This is a genomic window from Variovorax paradoxus, from assembly GCF_040544635.1.
Lineage (GTDB): Bacteria > Pseudomonadota > Gammaproteobacteria > Burkholderiales > Burkholderiaceae_C > Variovorax > Variovorax paradoxus_R.
The window spans coordinates 233138-249706 of the sequence record NZ_JBEPKJ010000007.1; the positions used below are offsets into that span (position 1 = coordinate 233138).

Consider the following 16569-nt stretch of genomic DNA (forward strand, 5'->3'; position numbering starts at 1 on the left):
GCCAACCCGTTCTCTTCAAAGAATATATGTGTGTGTCTGACGTCAGCGCCGGCCGGTCGTTCGCTTGCGCGCGGCGGTTGGCGCCTTCTTCTTGGCGGCGGGCGCTGCCGCTGCTTTCCTGGCAGCAGGCTTCGAAGCCGCAGCCGGCTTGCCCATGGCCTTTTCCACGGCGTCGGCCAGCGGCTGGGCCATGGCTGGCACCTTGAGCTGGGCCGCATCCTGCAGCGCCGAACTGGCGATCTGCTGAAACTGTTCGGTCAGCGAGCCCCACCATTGCATCGGATCGACCACGCCGCTGTCGCCACCCGGCGCGGCAGCGGACGAGGGCGAGGCCGGCTTGCTGCGCGATTTTTTCGCGGGCGCCGGGAGTTCCTCGGACTCGGCCTCTGGCTCGACCGACGCAGCCTCCACCGGTGAGGGCGCAGGCGCAGAAGCAGGCGCCATGGCCGCCGCCTGCTTGGTGAACGCGCTGGCGATATCTTCCATCCGCACGTTCATGCCGCGCAAGGTCGAAAGTGTCATCTTTTGCACTTCGAGCGCCTGGATGGTGGCCTTGAGCGCATGGCCGTTCTGTTCGAGCCAATACTGCACCGTCTTGAGTTCCTGGATGCGCTTGTCGACCTCTTCGACGCTCAGCGTTGGCGCCACCCAGCTCGCAAGGCTCGGCAACCCTGGTACCGCGCTCGCGCCGGCGCCCGAACCGGCGGCGGCACCGCCGGCGAGGTTCTTCAAAAAGTCGAATCCGGGGACGAATTGACTGAAGTCAAAAGGCTGGCTGGGGTTGCTCATGCACGAGTCTCCGGTTGGGTTTTCTTGTGATGCCAGCTTACTCCAAGGCACCGCCGTTTTGGGCCCGCGGGCCCTCCCGTTTACCTGTCGGAAACTGTCAGAGCTCCGCGCGTACCTTGCTGAACACCTTCCAGAATGCCGCATCCTGCGAGGTCGCGAAATTGATGCGCATCATCGTGCTCGGCGGCCGCCGCGCATGAAACAGCGAGCCCGGCGCGAGCAGGTAGCCCTGGTCGAGCATGCGCTGCGTGAGCGCATCGGTGTCCACACCGGTATCGACCCAGCCGAACAGCCCCGCCGGTTCCGAGGCAAAGGTGCAGCCGTGTGCCATGGCAAGCTTCACGGCCCGGCCGCGCGCGCCGTCGAGCCGGATGCGTATGCGTTCGGCATGCCGCCGCAGCTGGCCCTGGTCGATGCACCACGAAAGCGCCCGCTCGAACAGCGTGGGCGTGGTCAGCGTGGCCAGCAGCTTGGTTTCGAGCAGCCGCTCCTTCAGCTCTGGCGAGGCCGCCAGGAAGCCGATGCGCCAGTTGGGCGCCAGGATCTTCGCGAAACCGCTGACGTAGATGGTGCGCTGCAGCCCGTCGAGCGCACTGAGCCGCGTGGCGTGCTCGGGCGCGAGATGGCTGTAGGTGTCGTCCTCGACGATGTGAAAGTCGTATTCGTTGGCCAGCTTGAGCACGCGGTGCGCGCTGCCCGGCGTCAGGCTGTAGCCAGTGGGGTTATGCAGCACGCTCACGCTCACGAAGAGCTTGGGGCTGTGCAGCGCGCAGTACTGCGCCATCACCTCGAGGTCGGGCCCGTCGGCACGGCGCGGCACCGGCAGGATGCGCATGCCCAGCGCCTCGAGCCGCGCGAATTCGAGCGCCCACCCGGGCTCCTCGACCATCACCGGATCGCCCGCGCGCAGCAGCGTGCGGCTCACGATGTCCAGCGCGTGCGTGGCGCCCACGGTCGTCACGATCTGGTCGGGTGCGGCGGGCACATTGATGCCCATGAGCTTGTTCGACAGGCTGCGGCGCAACGCGGCATCGCCGGAGGGTTCGCCGTACTGGAGCGAAAGCTCCTGCAGCGCGGCTGTACTGGTCACGCGGCGCACCGCCGTCGGCATGAAGGTCGACGACATCCATTCCGGCGGAAACACGCCCATGCCCGGCTGCGGCTTGTCGCTCGGCCGGTGAAACATGCTGCGAATGAGCGAACTCGCGTCGGCCGGAACACGCGAAGCCATCATCTGGGCGACCATGGGGGTCGCATTGGGCGGGCGCCCATCCTGCGCGGGCGCCGAGTCGCGCACGTAGAAGCCGCGCTGCCGCCGCGCCTCGACCAGGCCCTGCGCCAGCAACTGGTCGTAGGCGGCAACCACCGTGTAGGGACTCACGCCCTGCTGGCGCGCACATTCGCGCACCGAGGGCAGGCGCGCACCGGGCGGCAGCAGCCGGGTGCGGATGCGTTCTGCCAGCCGGTCGGCCAACTGCCCCGTGAGCGACTGGGTAGAGGTTCGTGTCAGCATCGGCTTTGGGCTTCTGTGTCGAAAGGCACGCCAATACAGTTTTCGAATATGTTCGATCAACTGTATTGGAACTGTAATGGTCTGAAAGTTTAGAGTGTATGCAATGAACTGGCAAGAATTCACCGCGCTGCTGGTGCTGGCCACGGCGATGAGTTTCTCGCCCGGCCCCAACACCACGCTTTCCACCGCTCTCGCGGCCAACGGCGGCCTGCCGCGCGCCATGCGCTTCGTGGTGGCGGTGCCCGTCGGCTGGACACTGCTGCTGGTGCTCTGTGCGGCCGGCATCGGCGCGCTGGTGGTGGCGGTGCCTTCGCTGCGCCTGGCCATCAAGGCGCTGGGTGTGGGCTACTTGCTGTGGCTCGCCTACAAGCTCAGCGGCAGCGGCACGCTCGGCCGCGCGGAGGGTGCCAGCCTGAACATCGGGTTCGGCCAGGGCGTGATGCTGCAGTTCGTCAACATCAAGGCCTGGCTGCTCGCGCTCACACTGGTGGCCGGCTGGATCGCGGGCCAGCCCGACCAGCTCGGCCGATTCGCCATCGTTGCGCCGGTCATGCTGGTCTACGCCTTCGTCAGCAACTTCACCTATGCGCTGGTCGGCGCGCTGCTGCGCGAATGGCTCTCCAAAGGCAAACGCCTGCTGTGGTTCAACCGTGCGATGGCGCTGGTGCTGGTGCTCACGGCCTGGTGGATGCTGAGCGTATGAGCGCCGCGCCGGGCCGCCCCAAGCAAGCTCGCACCGCAGTGCGAAGCACGGAGGTCATCCAATGAGCAACAGGCTCAACATCAAGGATGAAACGCTGGGCATGTGGCTCGGCGTGATCGGCGTGGCACTTTTTGCGGTCACCCTGCCGATGACGCGGCTCGCGACCGGCACGCAGGATGCGCCGCAGCTTTCGCCCTGGTTCGTCACGCTCGGACGCGCCGCACTGGCCGGCATTCTCTCGGTGATTTTCCTGCTCGCCACCCGCTCGCCGCGGCCGGCGCCGCACCAATGGAAGCCCCTCGGCATGGCGGTGCTCGGCAACGTGATCGGCTATCCGCTGCTGCTGGGCTACGCCTTGCGCGTGGTCACGGCCAGCCATGCGGCGGTGGTCACCGCGCTGCTGCCGCTCGTTACCGCGGCGGTCGCGGCCCTGGTTCTGCACCAGCGCGCACGGCTCGGCTTCTGGCTTTGCGCCGTCGCCGGCAGCGTGCTGGTCGTGCTCTTCTCGCTGCTGCGCGCAAGCCAGAACGGCCACGGCTTCGGTTTCGAATGGGCCGACCTGCTGCTGGTCGGCGCGGTCATCGCGGCTTCGTTCGGCTACATCTATGGCGCGCAAGTCACGCCCTCGCTCGGCGCCGAGCGCGTGATCTGCTGGGTGTGCGTGATGGCGCTGCCCGTCACGTTGCCGGCCACGCTGGCGATGTGGCCGCAGGAGCCCATCGCTACCTCGGCTTGGGCGGGCTTCGTCTACGTCGGCGTGTTCTCGATGTGGATCGGCTTCTTCGCCTGGTACCGCGGCCTGGCCCTCGGCGGCGCGCTGCGCGTGAGCCAGACCCAGCTGCTGCAGCCCTTTCTCTCTATCCTTGCATCCATTCCGCTCTTGGGCGAACCGCTCGACGTTGTTACGCTGGGCTTTGCCATTGCCGTGGTCTGCACGGTGGTGCTCGGCAAGCGCCTTTCGCAGCCGCAGCCCGCTCTTGCCGTTTCGCCGCGTGCAGCGCGTGCCGAACAATCCTGAAGAAATTCGCCTCTCACCTCCCCCGCCTGAAAGAAGAACCCATGAACTGGAAACTCGCCGCCCGCGCCGCCAAGATGAACCCGTCGGTGCTGCGTGAAATCCTCAAGGTCACCGAGCGCCCCGGCATCATCAGCCTGGCCGGTGGCCTGCCTTCGCCGAAGACCTTCCCCATCCAGGCCTTTGCCGATGCCTGCGCCGAAGTGCTGCACAACGACGGCCAGGCGGCCCTGCAATATGCCGCGAGCGAAGGCTACGCGCCGCTGCGCCAGGCGGTGGCCGACATGCTGCCGTGGAACGTCGATCCCGCGCAGGTGCTCATCACCACCGGCTCGCAGCAGGGCCTCGACCTCGTGGCCAAGGTGCTCATCGATCCGGGCAGCAAGGTGCTGGTCGAAACGCCCACGTACCTGGGCGCGCTGCAGGCCTTTGGCCCGATGGAGCCGAACCCGGTCAGCGTGGCAAGCGACGACGAAGGCGTGATCGTCGAAGACCTGGTGGCCAAGGCGAAGGATGGACGCTTCGTCTACCTGCTGCCCAACTTCCAGAACCCCACCGGCCGCACCATGACCGAGGCGCGCCGTGCGGCCGTGTCCGCTGCGGCCGCCGCCGCGGGCCTCCCGATCGTCGAGGACAACCCCTACGGCGAGCTGTGGTTCGACGAAGCCCCGCCGCTGCCGCTGACCGCGCGCAACCCCGAAGGCTGCATCTACCTGGGTTCGTTCTCGAAGGTGCTCGCCCCTGGCCTGCGCCTGGGCTTCCTGGTCGCGCCGAAGTCCATCTACCCGAAGCTGCTGCAGGCCAAGCAGGCGGTCGACCTGCACACGCCCATCTTCACGCAACGCATGGTCTCGGCGGTGATGAAGGACAACTTCCTCGAGCACCACGTGCCGACCATTCGCGCGCTCTACAAGCGCCAGCGCGACGCGATGATCGCCGCGCTCACGCGCGAGATGGCAGGCCTCGACGTGAAGTTCAACGCGCCCAAGGGCGGCATGTTCCTGTGGGCGCGGCTGCCCGAGGGCATCGACACGGTGGCGCTGCTGCCCAAGGCGGTGGAACGCAACGTGGCCTTCGTTCCGGGCGCACCGTTCTACGCAGGCGAGGGCGATCCGCGCACGCTGCGCCTGTCGTTCGTGACGGCCAGCGTCGAAGAAATCGATATTGCGATTGCCGCGCTGGCCCAGACGCTGCGCGAAGAACTCGCGCTGCTCAGCGAGCGCAAGCTTGCGCCCGAGCCGGTCTGAACCGGTCTGAGCCACGCAGAGGTACGCCACGATGCATATCGCCATACTGACTTTCGAGGGGTTCAACGAGCTCGACTCGCTGATTGCGCTCGGGGTGCTCAACCGCATCAAGAGGCCGGGCTGGCGCGTGACGCTGGCTTCGCCCAGCGCCACGGTCACTTCGATGAACGGCGTCACCGTGCATGCGAGCTCCACGCTCGAGGCGGCCGCCGAAGCCGAGGCGGTGCTCGTCGGCAGCGGCATTCGCACGCGAGAGGTTGCCGCCGATCCCGCCATCATGGGCGCGCTGCGCCAGCTCGATGCCAAGCGGCAGCTGATCGGCGCGCAATGCTCGGGCACCCTGCTGCTTGCCAAACTGGGCCTGCTGGGTTCGGTGCCGGCCTGCACCGATCTCACGACCAAGCCATGGGTGCAAGAAGCCGGCATCGAAGTGCTCAACCAGCCCTTCTTCGCAAAGGGCAACGTGGCCACTGCGGGCGGCTGCCTCTCGGCGCCCTACCTTGCGGCCTGGCTCATCGCGCGCAGCGAAGGCATCGAGGCCGCGAAGAGCGCGCTGCACTACGTCGCGCCGGTGGGCGAGAAAGAAGACTACGTGGCGCGCGCCCTGCGCAACATCGAGCCGTATCTCCCTCCCGTTCCAGCGGCGGCGGCCACCACGGCCTGAAAAGAAAGCGAAACCGGTCGACCCCATGATCAGCCTCGCCATGCTCGCACTCTTCCTGCTGGCCGTGCTGGCCCTGTTCCTGTCCCCCGGACCGAACATGGCCTTCGTGCTTTCGCATGGCGTGGCTCACGGTCCGCGCGGCGGCTTCGCGGCGGCGCTCGGCATCTCGGCGGCCGACCTGGTGCACACGCTCTTCGCCGCCACGGGGGTCACGGCGCTGGTGGCGGCATGGCCGCCCTCCTTCGACCTGCTGCGCTATGCGGGCGCGCTGTACCTGCTGTGGCTCGCAGCGCAGGCCTTTCGCAGCAGCGATGAACTTCCCAGGAACACGAAGGCGCAGCCCTCCGCCTTCGCGCGCATCGTGCGCATGGCGTTCCTCAACAACCTCGTCAATCCGAAGGCGCTGTTGTTCTTCATGGTGTTCCTGCCGCAGTTCGTCGACCCCGCGCGCGGCAGCGTGCCCTTGCAACTGGTGCAGCTCGGCGTCATGCTCTCGGCAGCCGCGCTCGCTTTCAATACGCTGCTCGGCGCATGCAGCGGGCAGGTCGGCCGTTGGCTGCAGCGCCGACCGGGGGCTGAAAAGCTTCAGCGAGGCGTGCTGGCACTGGTGATGGTCGGCTTGGCGATTCGCCTGCTGCTGCTCGACCGTCCTTCCGTGCCGTCTGCGTTGTCCGCCACACCTGTCCAAGGAAGCTGAACACCATGCTCAATATCTGGGGCCGCATCAGTTCGATCAACGTGCGCAAAGTCGTCTGGTGCGCGCAGGAACTCGGGCTCGACTTTCAACGCACCGAGGCCGGCGGCAAGTTCGGCGTGGTGCAAACGCCCGAGTACCTTGCGCTCAACCCGAACGCGATGGTGCCCACCATCGACGACGGCGAAGGCAGCGAGCGCATCACGCTCTGGGAATCGAACGTGATCGTGCGCTACCTGTGCGCCAAGCACTCGCACGGCAAGTTCTACCCCAGCGAACTGCCTGCGCGCTTCGATGCCGAACGCTGGATGGACTGGCAGCAGACCACGCTCAACCGCGCGAGCCGCGATGCCTTCGTGCAATGGGTGCGCACGCTGCCGGCCGAACGCGAGCCGGCGCTGATCGCGGCCTCCGTTCATGCGAGCGAAGCCCTGTTCGCGATGCTCGACGCGCATCTCGCGAAGCAGCCCTTCATGGCCGGCGACCGCTTCACCATGGCCGACATTCCCATAGGCTGCGAGGCGCACCGCTGGTTCGGCTTGCCGCCCGCCGAATACCAGCGCCCCAGCTGGCCGAACCTCGAACGCTGGTACGGCGAACTGATCTCCCGTCCGGGCACGCGCGGCGTGCTCGATCTTCCGCTGGAATGACACGCATGAAATCCCGCCCGTTCAAACAAGTCGACGTCTTTACCGCAACGCCCTACCGCGGCAATCCGCTGGCCGTGGTGCTCGATGGCACCGGCATCGACGACGCCGCCATGCAGCGCTTTGCGCAGTGGACCAACCTTTCCGAAACCACCTTCCTGCTGCCGCCGACCGAGCCGACGGCCGACTACCGCGTGCGCATCTTCACGCCGGGCGGCGAGTTGCCCTTCGCGGGCCATCCCACCATCGGCAGCTGCCATGCGTGGTTGCAGGCCGGCGGCAAGCCCAAGGCGGCGGGCCGCATCGTGCAACAGTGCGCAGCAGGCCTGGTGCCGTTGCAGCGCGAAGGCGAACGCCTGGCCTTCTCGGCCCCGCCGCTCAAGCGCAGCGCGCCCAGCCCCAGCTTGCTGGCCAAGGTGGCAGGCGCGCTGGGCCTGAAGGCGCAGCAGATCGTCGCGGCCCAGGTGCTGGACAACGGCCCGGTCTGGTTCGGCCTGCTGCTGAGCGATGCGGACGCCGTGCTGCGGCTCGTGCCGGATCACCGCATGCTCAAGGAGCTGGGCGTCAAGGCCGGCGTGGCGGGCGTTCCGGTGGCAGAAGGTTCGTCGATGCTGATCGGCCGGTCGAACCGTGAGGCGCGCGCCTTCGGCGGCAAGGCCGCGGCCGAAACCGACGACAGCCCGAAGATCGACCTCGAGGTGCGCGCTTTCGCCGCACCCATCGGCGTCGAGGAAGACCCGGTCACCGGCAGCCTCAACGCCAGCCTCGCCGAATGGCTGATTGCCGACGGCCACATGCCAGCGCGCTACGTGGCCGCGCAGGGCCAGTGCCTCGGACGTGCCGGGCGCGTGTACATCGAGCGCGACAGCGACGGCATGGTGTGGGTCGGCGGCGATGCCGTGACCTGCGTCGACGGCCAGGTCACGCTGTAAGGCAGAGCACCATGCGCGCGCAGCTCGACCATCTCGTGATTGCCGCCGCCTCGCTGGCCGAAGGCGTGGCGTGGTGCGAGGCCACCCTGGGCGTGACGCCGGGGCCCGGCGGCACGCACCCGCTGATGGGCACGCACAACCGGTTGCTGAACATCGCGACCGATGCCTTTCCGCAGGCTTACCTGGAAATCATCGCCATCGAACCGGGCAAGCAGCCTTCGCGGCCCGGCACGCACCGCTGGTTCGATCTCGACGATGCGGTGCTGCAAGCAGGCCTGGTGCGGCGCGGGCCGCGGCTGGTGCACTTCGTTGCGCGCGTGCCCGACGCGCAGGCCGCACTGCAGGCACTGGCCCACGACGAGCACGCGCACATCGATCGCGGCCAGTTGCTCGAAGCCTCGCGCGACACGCCCGCGGGCCGGCTCGAATGGCAGATCACCGTGCGCGACGACGGCCAGCGGCTCTTCTACGGCGCGCTGCCCACGCTGATTCAGTGGGGGCCGGTGCATCCCACCGACGCCATGCCCGCCTCGGGCCTGGGAATGCGATCGCTGCAAGCCACCCATCCGCGCGCGCCAGACCTGGCTGCGGCGCTCTCGGCCATCGGCATGGCCGACATGCCCGTGCAATCCGGCGCCCCCAATCTCGTGGCCGTGCTCGACACGCCACGAGGCCCCGTCACGCTTCAATCCGAAGGGCTCTGACCGACATGCTGACCTTGACCGAAATCGCCTGGTTCGCGCTCGCCTCGCTGCTGCTGGCACTCACGCCGGGGCCGAACATGATCTATTGCGTGTCGCGCACGCTCATCCAGGGACGCCGCGCCGGGCTGGTCTCGCTCGGCGGCGTGATGATGGCTTTCCTGGCCCACCTGTTCGCGGCCGCACTCGGGCTCACCGCGCTGCTGCTGGCCGTGCCGGTCGCGTTCGACGCCATCCGGCTTGCCGGCGCGGCCTACCTGCTGTGGCTGGCATGGCAGGCGGTCAAGCCTGGCGGCAATGCGCCCTTCGAGGCGCGCGCGCTGCCGGCCGACCCGCCGGGCAAGCTGTTTCGCATGGGCTTTCTCACCAACCTGCTGAACCCTAAGGTCGCGATGTTCTACCTCTCGTTCTTTCCGCAGTTCATTCATCCGGAGCGCGGCTCGGTGCTGCTGCAGAGCATGCAGCTGGGCGTCGCGCAAATGGCCAGCAGCGCCGCGGTCAACACGGCCGTGATCCTCGGCGCCGCAAGCATCACTGCCGTGCTCTCGCAAAGCGCCGGATGGCTGCGCGCGCAGCGCTATGTGATGGGCAGCGTGCTGGCCGCGCTGGCAGTGCGCGTTGCACTGACAGAACGCAAGTAAAAAAAGGCCGCTCGTGAGGTTCACCCGCGAAGAAATCGCATCCGCGCAGCGCACGGTCGGCACCGCCATGCCGCCCACGCCGCAATACGCATGGCCGCTGCTCGCGCAGCGCCTCGGCTGCACGGTGTGGGCCAAGCACGAGAACCACACGCCGGCGGGCGCTTTCAAGATCCGCGGCGGGCTGACCTACTTCGAAACGTTGGCGCGCGAGCAGCCTGGCGTGCGCCACGCCATCAGCGCCACGCGCGGCAACCACGGCCAGTCGGTGGGCTTCGCGGCCCGGCGGCACGGAATCGCCGCCACCATCGTGGTGCCGCACGGCAACTCGCTCGAGAAGAATGCGGCGATGCGAGCCCTGGGCGTGCAGCTGGTCGAGCATGGCGACGACTTCCAGGCCGCTGCGGAGCATGCGGCCATGCTCGCAGAGCGCGACGGCATGCACCGCGTGCCGTCGTTTCATCGCGAGCTGGTGCGCGGCGTGTCGACTGCGTATGTCGAATTCTTCAGCGCACTGAAAGATGCGCCGCCCGACGTCTTGTTCGTGCCGATCGGGCTGGGTTCCGGCTTTGCCGCCGCGGCCGCCGCGCGGGCGCACTGCGGCGTGTCGACGAGGCTCATCGGCGTGGTGTCGGCGCATGCCACGGCCTACCGCGATTCCTTTCGCGCGGGGCGGCCCCTCGAATCCCCGGTCAGCACACGGCTGGCCGACGGCATGGCTTGCCGCACGCCAGTGCCCGAGTCGGTCGAGGTGATCCTGCGCGAGGCCGACGACGTGATCACCGTCACCGACGACGAGATTGCCGAGGCGATGCGCATTCTCTTCAGCGACACGCACAACGTGGCCGAAGGCGCCGGTGCGGCGGCTTTGGCGGGCGCGCTTCAGCAGCAGGAGCGCTGGCGCGGCAAGACGGTGGGCATTTGCGTGAGCGGCGGCAATGTCGATTCGAACATGTTTGCGGGGGTGCTTGGGAGCGTTGTCACTGCGGCGTGAAGTGAGAGTTCGGGGCGCTGTTGTTCGAGCCGCTGCTGTTCAGGGCGGGTGCAAAGGCCACCGGGTACTCCCCTCCGCGAATGTCCCCCGCCTTCGGCTCCTCCTTTATTTCGCTGCGGGGAGCACCCGATGCCCTGTGCACTATGGGCGCGGCTCTTGTGCTGCCCGATCAACGACCGCTGCACACAATGATCCCGTCGATGGGGTGCCTTGCGCAGCGAAATAAAGGAGGAGGCCGCAGGCCGGGGGACATTCGCGGAGCAAGGTACCCCGTCGGCGGGAGCGCGCCCCGAACACGGCGCGAATCAATGTCCCAGCAACAGCTACGGTAGCGGCCCGGTATGCGCCGTATCCAACGGCAGTCGAGACACCTCGGCCAGCAACAACGCAAGCTGCTGCGCGGCCGCATCGACCACCGCCTGGCCGCGCGGCGCCGTCGCGGCGGCAGCATTGCCCGCCGCGCCCTGCGCGTTGTAGTCTTCCATGGCCCAGCCGAGCTTGGCGCTCTTGCCGTTGCCGAGAATCGCGTAGTCCGCCGCGCGCTGCTCGGAGGTGGAGCGGAAATTCTTCGCCTCGCCCATGTGCACCTGCTGCGGCGCGAGCGCCAGCATCATCGAGGTTTCGATATCTCCCGCGTGCACGCCGAAGCGATGCTCGTCCGCGCCGAACTGCGCGCCCGCAGCGCCCAGCGGCAGATTGAACCAGCTCACGCTGTAGACGATGAGCCCATGCTCCGCGCGCAGCTCGCGCGCCACGATGTCCATCGCGCCCACATGGCCGCCGTGCGCGTTGAACAGCACCAGCTTCTTCACACCGGCGCGCGCCACGCCGGCGCCGATTTCCTTCCACATGCGGATCACGGTCTCGGCCGAAAGGGTGAGCGTGCCCGCGAAGCGTGCGTGCTCGGGGCTCAGGCCGATCTGCTGGGTCGGCAGGAACAGCACCGGAAGCCCCGCCGGCAGCAACGGCAGCGATGCGGCCACGATGCCGTCGGCCAGCACCGTGTCCACGCCCAGAGGCAGATGGGGCCCGTGCTGTTCGGTGGCGCCGAGCGGAAGCACCGCGACGGTGGCTGCCACATCGAGCGCCGCGAAGTCGCGCGTCGTCAGTTGAGACCAGTAGCGGGGCAGGGATACCGAGGATGCTTTCATCCGCCGATCTTAGAGCGGTGATTCAATCCACGCGACCCCGCGCCATGCGCTCCCTCTCTTCGACGACACAAGGACACTCACATGGATCTCCAGCTCCAGGACCGGCACGTTCTCATCACCGGCGGCAGCAAGGGCATTGGCCTGGCCTGCGCGCTGGGTTTCCTGCGCGAGGGCGCGCGCGTGAGCCTCGTGTCGCGCGATCTGCAGAACCTGGAGCAAGGCCGCAAGACGCTCGTCGAAGCGTTCGCACAGGCCGAGGGCCGGATCTCGGTGCATGCGGCCGATCTCAAGAACCCCGCAAGCGCCGTGGCCGCGCTCGATGCGGCCGAGCAAGCGTTCGGTCCGGTCGACGTGCTGGTCAACTCGGCCGGTGCCGCGCGCCGCACACCGCCCGACGAGCTGAACCCCGCCGCCTGGCACGACGCGATGGAAGCCAAATACTTCACCTACATCCACATGATCGATCCGGTGGTGAAGCGCATGGGCCAGCGCGGTCACGGCGCCATCGTCAACGTGATCGGCCAGGGCGGCAAGGTGGCGAGCCCGGTCCACATGGCCGGCGGCGCAGCCAACGCGGCGTTGATGCTGGTGAGCGCCGGCATGGCATCGGCCTATGCGGCCAAGGGCGTGCGGGTGAACGCGGTGAACCCCGGCCTCACGCTGACCGAACGGCTGCAGGAAGGCATGAAGGCGGATGCGAAGCTGCAGGGCATCGACAGCGACGAGGCGTTGAAGCGCGCCACCGCGCGACTGCCGCTCGGGCGCATCGCCACGCCGGAAGAGATCGCTAACACGGTCGTCTTCCTGGCCTCGCCGAAGGCGAGCTACGTGACGGGCGCCATCGTCGCGATGGACGGCGCCGTCACGCCCATGATCTAAGCGGCGGCGGTCAGCATCTCGAACTTGAGCGCCAGGAAGTCGACCAGCGCCCGCACCCGCGCCGGCACGAAGCGGCCGCTCGGCAGCAGTGCGTGCAGCGGATAGGGCTCGGTGTCCCACTCGGGCAGCAGGTGCACCAGCCGGCCGCTGCGGATGTCGTTGTGCACGTCGAGCGCCGATTTCAACGTGATGCCGTAACCCGCCACCGCCCACTCGCGCGCGAGCGAGGCGTCGTCCACGCTGCGGTCGCCCTTCACGCGCACTTCGGTCCATTGACCGTTCTGCGCGAAGCGCCATGTGCGGTGGCGGCGCCCGCCGCGGTCGAAGGTGAGGCAGTTGTGGTGCACCAGGTCTTGCGGCGTCTTCGGTGCGGGGTGGCGGCGCAGGTAGCCGGGCGAGGCGGTGAGCAGCGGGTTGGTCAGCGCAAAGGGCCGCGCCACCAGGCGGGAGTCGGCCAGCGCGCCGTAGCGCAGTGCCACGTCGACCTCGTCGCGGGTCACGTCGAGCAGCCGGTCGCCGACCGAAAGCGACAACTGCACGCCCGGATGCAGCGCAAGGAATTCATCGAACCAGGGCAGCAGCGTGCTGCGCGTGAGATCCGACGGGGCGGCCACGCGCAAGGTGCCGACCAGCTCGCCGCGATCAGCCGTGACCAGCGACTCGCCTTCGTCGAGCAGCTCGAAGGCGCGCACGGCGTAGTCGAGCAGCGTCTGACCCTGCGATGTCAGGCGCATGGCGCGGGTCGAGCGCTCGAACAGGCGGGCGCCGAGTTGTGTTTCCAGCCGCTTGAGCGTGGCGCTGGCCGCCGCGGGCGTCATGCCCAGCGCATGCGCGGCTGCGGTCAGGGTGCCGCCGCGCGCAGTCTGCACCAGCACCTGAAGATCTGACAGATTTTCAATTTTCATTTGAAAGTGTTGGTGTTCTGGGCGGCCTTATCAATTTTCAGTTGCCATCCTACAGTCGAGCCATCGTTCAAGAAAGGTCCCCTGACATGAAAGCCATCGGTTACTACCAAGCCCTTCCCATCGACAACCCGGAGTCGCTGCAGGACATCGAATTGCCCACGCCCGCTGTCGGCCCGCGCGACCTGCTGGTGCGTGTGAAAGCCATCTCGGTCAACCCGGTCGACACCAAGGTGCGCAAGAACATGGCGCCCGAAGCCGGCCAAGCCAAGGTGCTGGGCTGGGATGCCGCAGGCACGGTCGAGGCCATCGGCGCCGGGGTCAGGAACTTCAAGGCCGGCGACCGCGTTTACTACGCCGGATCGATCGTCCGGCCCGGCACCAACTCGGAGCTGCATGCGGTCGACGAGCGCATCGTGGCCCTCGCTCCTAGAAGCCTCGACGATGCGCAGGCCGCCGCGCTGCCGCTGACCACCATCACCGCCTACGAGCTGCTGTTCGACCGCCTCAAGGTGCCGAAGAACGGCGGCGCGGGACAGACGCTGCTCGTCACCGGCGGCGCCGGCGGCGTGGGTTCGATCCTGATCCAGCTCGCGCGCCAGCTCACCCAGTTGCGGGTGGTGGCCACGGCTTCGCGGGCCGAGACGCGGGCCTGGTGCCTGGCGCTCGGCGCGCACGCGGTCATCGACCATTCGAAGCCGCTCGCGGCCGAACTCAAGGCGGCAGGCATCGGCGAGGTCGACATGGTCGCGAGCCTCACGCAGACCGGCCAGCACTATGCGCAGATCATCGAAAGCCTCAAGCCCCAGGGCCAGCTCGCGGTGATCGACGACCTGCCGTCGCTCGACGCGATGCCGCTCAAGACCAAGTGCATCTCGCTGCACTGGGAAATGATGTTTGCGCGCTCGCGCTTCGAAACGCCGGACATCGCCGAGCAGGGCGCGCTGCTGGCCGAGGTGGCGGCGCTGGTCGATGCGGGCCGCATCCGCACCACGGCGAATGCGAGCTTCGGCACCATCAACGCGGCCAACCTCCGGAAGGCGCATGCGCTGATCGAAAGCGGCACTGCGCAGGGCAAGGTGGTGCTCGCGGGGTTCTGAGCACAATCGGCCGCATGGCCGACAGCATCCTCCAGCCTCCGATCGAATTCGAAACTCCGCGCCTTCGGTTGCGCCAGTGGCGCGAGAGCGATCTCGCGCCCTTTGCCGCGCTCGCGGCCGATCCCGAAGTCATGGCGTTCCTGCTGCCGGTTCCCACGCGGGCCGACAGCGATGCACTGGTGGAACGCTTCCAGGCGCGCATCGCCGCGAACGGCTGGGGTTTCTGGGCCGTCGAGCACAAGGACTCGGGCGAATTCGCGGGCTTCACGGGCCTGAATGTGCCGCTGGCCGCACTGCCGTTTTCACCGTGCGTGGAGATCGGCTGGCGCTTCGCAAGGAAGTGGTGGGGCCAGGGTCTTGCCACCGAGGCTGCACGGGGTGCGCTGCAGGTTGGCTTCGAGCGGCTCGGGCTCGAGGAGATCGTGGCGTTCACTGCCGTCGGCAATCTTCGTTCGGCGGCCGTGATGGAGCGCCTCGGCATGCGTGAAGACGTGGCCGGCGCTTTCGATCATCCGTCGGTGCCCGAGGGGCACGCGCTGCGCCGGCACCGGTTGTTCCGGATCGGCCGCCCGCGGCGCTAGAGACGGCCGCTTACTGCGGCTTTGCCCGCGAGACACGCCAGACCACGTTGCCCACGTCGTCGGCCACCAGCAGCGCGCCATTTTTGTCGAGCGCCACGCCCACCGGCCGGCCCTGTGCCTTCTCATCCGCCGTGAGAAAGCCGGTCAGCACGTCGACCGGCGGCCCGCTCGGCTTGCCGCCGATGAAGGGCACGAACACCACCTTGTAGCCCGACTTCGGCTTGCGGTTCCACGAGCCGTGCTCGCCGATGAAGGCGCCGGTCGCGAACTCGGCAGGCATGCCGCGCGCGTCCGAAAAGACCAGCCCCAAGGGGGCGACGTGCGAGCCGAGCGCGTAGTCGGGCGCGACGGCCTTGGCCACCAGGTCGGGCTTCTGCGGTGTGACGCGCGCGTCCACATTGCCGCCGTAGTAGCTCCAGGGCCAGCCGTAGAAGGCCCCGTCCTTCACCGAGGTGAGGTAGTCGGGCACGAGGTCGCTGCCGATTTCGTCGCGCTCGTTGACCACGGTCCACAGCGCCTTGGTTTCAGGCTCCCAGGCCAGGCCGTTGGGGTTGCGCAGGCCGCTTGCGAACAGGCGCTTCTCGCCGCTCTTCACGTCCACCTCCCAGATGGCGGCACGGCCTTCTTCGGCGGCGAGCCCGTTTTCGCCGATGTTGCTGTTGGAGCCGACCGTGACATAGAGCTTGGTGCCGTCGGCATTGGCGATCACGTTCTTGGTCCAGTGGTGGTTGATGCCCGCGGGCAGCGGCGTGACCACCGTGGGCGCGGCGCTGACCGAGGTCTGGCCCTCGGTGTACGGCACCTTGACGAGCGCGTCGGCGTTGGCAATGAAAAGCTCATTGCCGACCAGCGCCATGCCGAATGGCGAACTCAGGTTCGACAGGAACACCTGCTTCACTTCGGCCGCGCCATCCCCGTCGGCGTCGCGCAGCAGCGTGATGCGGTTGGGGCTCGGCACGCCCGCACCGGCGCGGTTCATGAACTTGCCCATGGCCCAGTCGCGGATCCTGGCCATCGGCCCGCCGCCGTCGCCGGCGCCTTCGGGCTTGGGCGGCTTGTTGCTCTCGGCCACCAGCACGTCGCCATTGGGCAGCGTGTAGACCCAGCGCGGATGGTCCAGCCCGCGGGCGAGCGCGTTCACGCGCAGGCCTTCGGCGGCCGTGGGACCGGCGGTGTCGGTCCAGCCGACCGCGGTGGCCACATTGATGGTGGGAATCAGCGTCTTGTTGGGTTCGGCCAGTTGCGGCCGCGGGCCGGTCGTGACTTCGGGGGGCAGCTTGGCGGCCTCGCCGCAACCGGCCAGCCCCAGCACCGCGGCCAGTGCGGTGGAGGAGGTCAGGGAAATGGCGATATTCGGTGCCTTCATTCGCGAATCCTTCGGTGTCGCGGCATGGGGCCGCATTCCGGCACATCATGCGG

General features: G+C 68.0%; 18 protein-coding genes. 13 read left to right on the top strand and 5 right to left on the bottom strand.

What is annotated here, in order from left to right; translation table 11 throughout:
• Positions 1-42: 42 nt before the first annotated feature.
• Positions 43-789, bottom strand: a complete 747-nt coding sequence (locus ABIC94_RS14330) for a PhaM family polyhydroxyalkanoate granule multifunctional regulatory protein (protein WP_354373662.1) — start codon at positions 787-789, stop codon at positions 43-45.
• Positions 790-886: 97 nt separating this feature from the next.
• Positions 887-2302 carry a PLP-dependent aminotransferase family protein gene (locus ABIC94_RS14335; RefSeq protein WP_354373664.1) on the bottom strand — a complete coding sequence of 472 codons (1416 nt, stop codon included), beginning with the start codon at positions 2300-2302 and terminating at the stop codon, positions 887-889.
• Between the two features lie 103 nt (positions 2303-2405).
• On the opposite strand from ABIC94_RS14335, the gene ABIC94_RS14340 reads away from it, so the two are divergent.
• The 10 genes from ABIC94_RS14340 (at position 2406) to ABIC94_RS14385 (ending at position 10537) form a co-directional block, all read left to right on the top strand.
• The gene (locus tag ABIC94_RS14340) at positions 2406-3005 is read left to right on the top strand and encodes a LysE family translocator (RefSeq protein ID WP_354373665.1); all 600 of its coding nucleotides are present in this window, start codon (positions 2406-2408) and stop codon (positions 3003-3005) included.
• A gap of 61 nt (positions 3006-3066) precedes the next feature.
• On the top strand, positions 3067-4023 hold the full coding sequence (locus ABIC94_RS14345) for a DMT family transporter (protein ID WP_354373666.1): 957 nt from the start codon (positions 3067-3069) through the stop codon (positions 4021-4023).
• 41 nt (positions 4024-4064) lie between these two features.
• Complete coding sequence (locus ABIC94_RS14350; protein ID WP_354373667.1) at positions 4065-5267, top strand: PLP-dependent aminotransferase family protein; 1203 nt, start codon at positions 4065-4067, stop codon at positions 5265-5267.
• Positions 5268-5298: 31 nt separating this feature from the next.
• Positions 5299-5931, top strand: a complete 633-nt coding sequence (locus tag ABIC94_RS14355; protein ID WP_354373668.1) for a DJ-1/PfpI family protein — start codon at positions 5299-5301, stop codon at positions 5929-5931.
• A 25-nt stretch (positions 5932-5956) separates the two neighbouring features.
• Positions 5957-6628, top strand: a complete 672-nt coding sequence (locus ABIC94_RS14360; protein WP_354373669.1) for a LysE family translocator — start codon at positions 5957-5959, stop codon at positions 6626-6628.
• 5 nt (positions 6629-6633) lie between these two features.
• On the top strand, positions 6634-7275 hold the full coding sequence (locus tag ABIC94_RS14365; RefSeq protein WP_354373670.1) for a glutathione S-transferase family protein: 642 nt from the start codon (positions 6634-6636) through the stop codon (positions 7273-7275).
• Between the two features lie 5 nt (positions 7276-7280).
• Complete coding sequence (locus tag ABIC94_RS14370; protein ID WP_354373671.1) at positions 7281-8204, top strand: PhzF family phenazine biosynthesis protein; 924 nt, start codon at positions 7281-7283, stop codon at positions 8202-8204.
• An 11-nt stretch (positions 8205-8215) separates the two neighbouring features.
• Positions 8216-8908: a VOC family protein gene (locus ABIC94_RS14375; protein ID WP_354373673.1), complete on the top strand. Its 693-nt coding sequence runs from the start codon at positions 8216-8218 to the stop codon at positions 8906-8908.
• 5 nt (positions 8909-8913) lie between these two features.
• A complete protein-coding gene (locus ABIC94_RS14380) occupies positions 8914-9546 on the top strand; it encodes a LysE family translocator (RefSeq protein ID WP_354373675.1) in 633 nt (210 codons plus the stop codon).
• Between the two features lie 13 nt (positions 9547-9559).
• Positions 9560-10537: a threonine dehydratase gene (locus tag ABIC94_RS14385; RefSeq protein WP_354373676.1), complete on the top strand. Its 978-nt coding sequence runs from the start codon at positions 9560-9562 to the stop codon at positions 10535-10537.
• 323 nt (positions 10538-10860) lie between these two features.
• On the opposite strand, the gene ABIC94_RS14390 is transcribed toward ABIC94_RS14385, so the two are convergent.
• Positions 10861-11688 carry a creatininase family protein gene (locus ABIC94_RS14390; protein WP_354373677.1) on the bottom strand — a complete coding sequence of 276 codons (828 nt, stop codon included), beginning with the start codon at positions 11686-11688 and terminating at the stop codon, positions 10861-10863.
• Between the two features lie 81 nt (positions 11689-11769).
• Here ABIC94_RS14390 and ABIC94_RS14395 point away from each other — a divergent pair, with 81 nt between their 5' ends.
• A complete protein-coding gene (locus ABIC94_RS14395; RefSeq protein WP_354373678.1) occupies positions 11770-12567 on the top strand; it encodes an SDR family oxidoreductase in 798 nt (265 codons plus the stop codon).
• Here the strand turns inward: ABIC94_RS14395 and ABIC94_RS14400 are convergent.
• Positions 12564-13472, bottom strand: coding sequence for a LysR family transcriptional regulator (locus ABIC94_RS14400; protein ID WP_354373679.1), 909 nt, complete (start codon positions 13470-13472; stop codon positions 12564-12566). The two genes, ABIC94_RS14395 and ABIC94_RS14400, sit on opposite strands and share 4 nt — an antisense overlap.
• 86 nt (positions 13473-13558) lie before the next feature.
• On the opposite strand from ABIC94_RS14400, the gene ABIC94_RS14405 reads away from it, so the two are divergent.
• Together ABIC94_RS14405 and ABIC94_RS14410 are read left to right on the top strand one after the other, a co-directional pair.
• Positions 13559-14569: a zinc-binding alcohol dehydrogenase family protein gene (locus tag ABIC94_RS14405; protein ID WP_354373680.1), complete on the top strand. Its 1011-nt coding sequence runs from the start codon at positions 13559-13561 to the stop codon at positions 14567-14569.
• Between the two features lie 14 nt (positions 14570-14583).
• Positions 14584-15150: a GNAT family N-acetyltransferase gene (locus ABIC94_RS14410; protein ID WP_354373681.1), complete on the top strand. Its 567-nt coding sequence runs from the start codon at positions 14584-14586 to the stop codon at positions 15148-15150.
• A 10-nt stretch (positions 15151-15160) separates the two neighbouring features.
• On the opposite strand, the gene ABIC94_RS14415 is transcribed toward ABIC94_RS14410, so the two are convergent.
• On the bottom strand, positions 15161-16516 hold the full coding sequence (locus ABIC94_RS14415) for a PQQ-dependent sugar dehydrogenase (RefSeq protein WP_354373683.1): 1356 nt from the start codon (positions 16514-16516) through the stop codon (positions 15161-15163).
• Between the last annotated feature and the right edge of the window lie 53 nt (positions 16517-16569).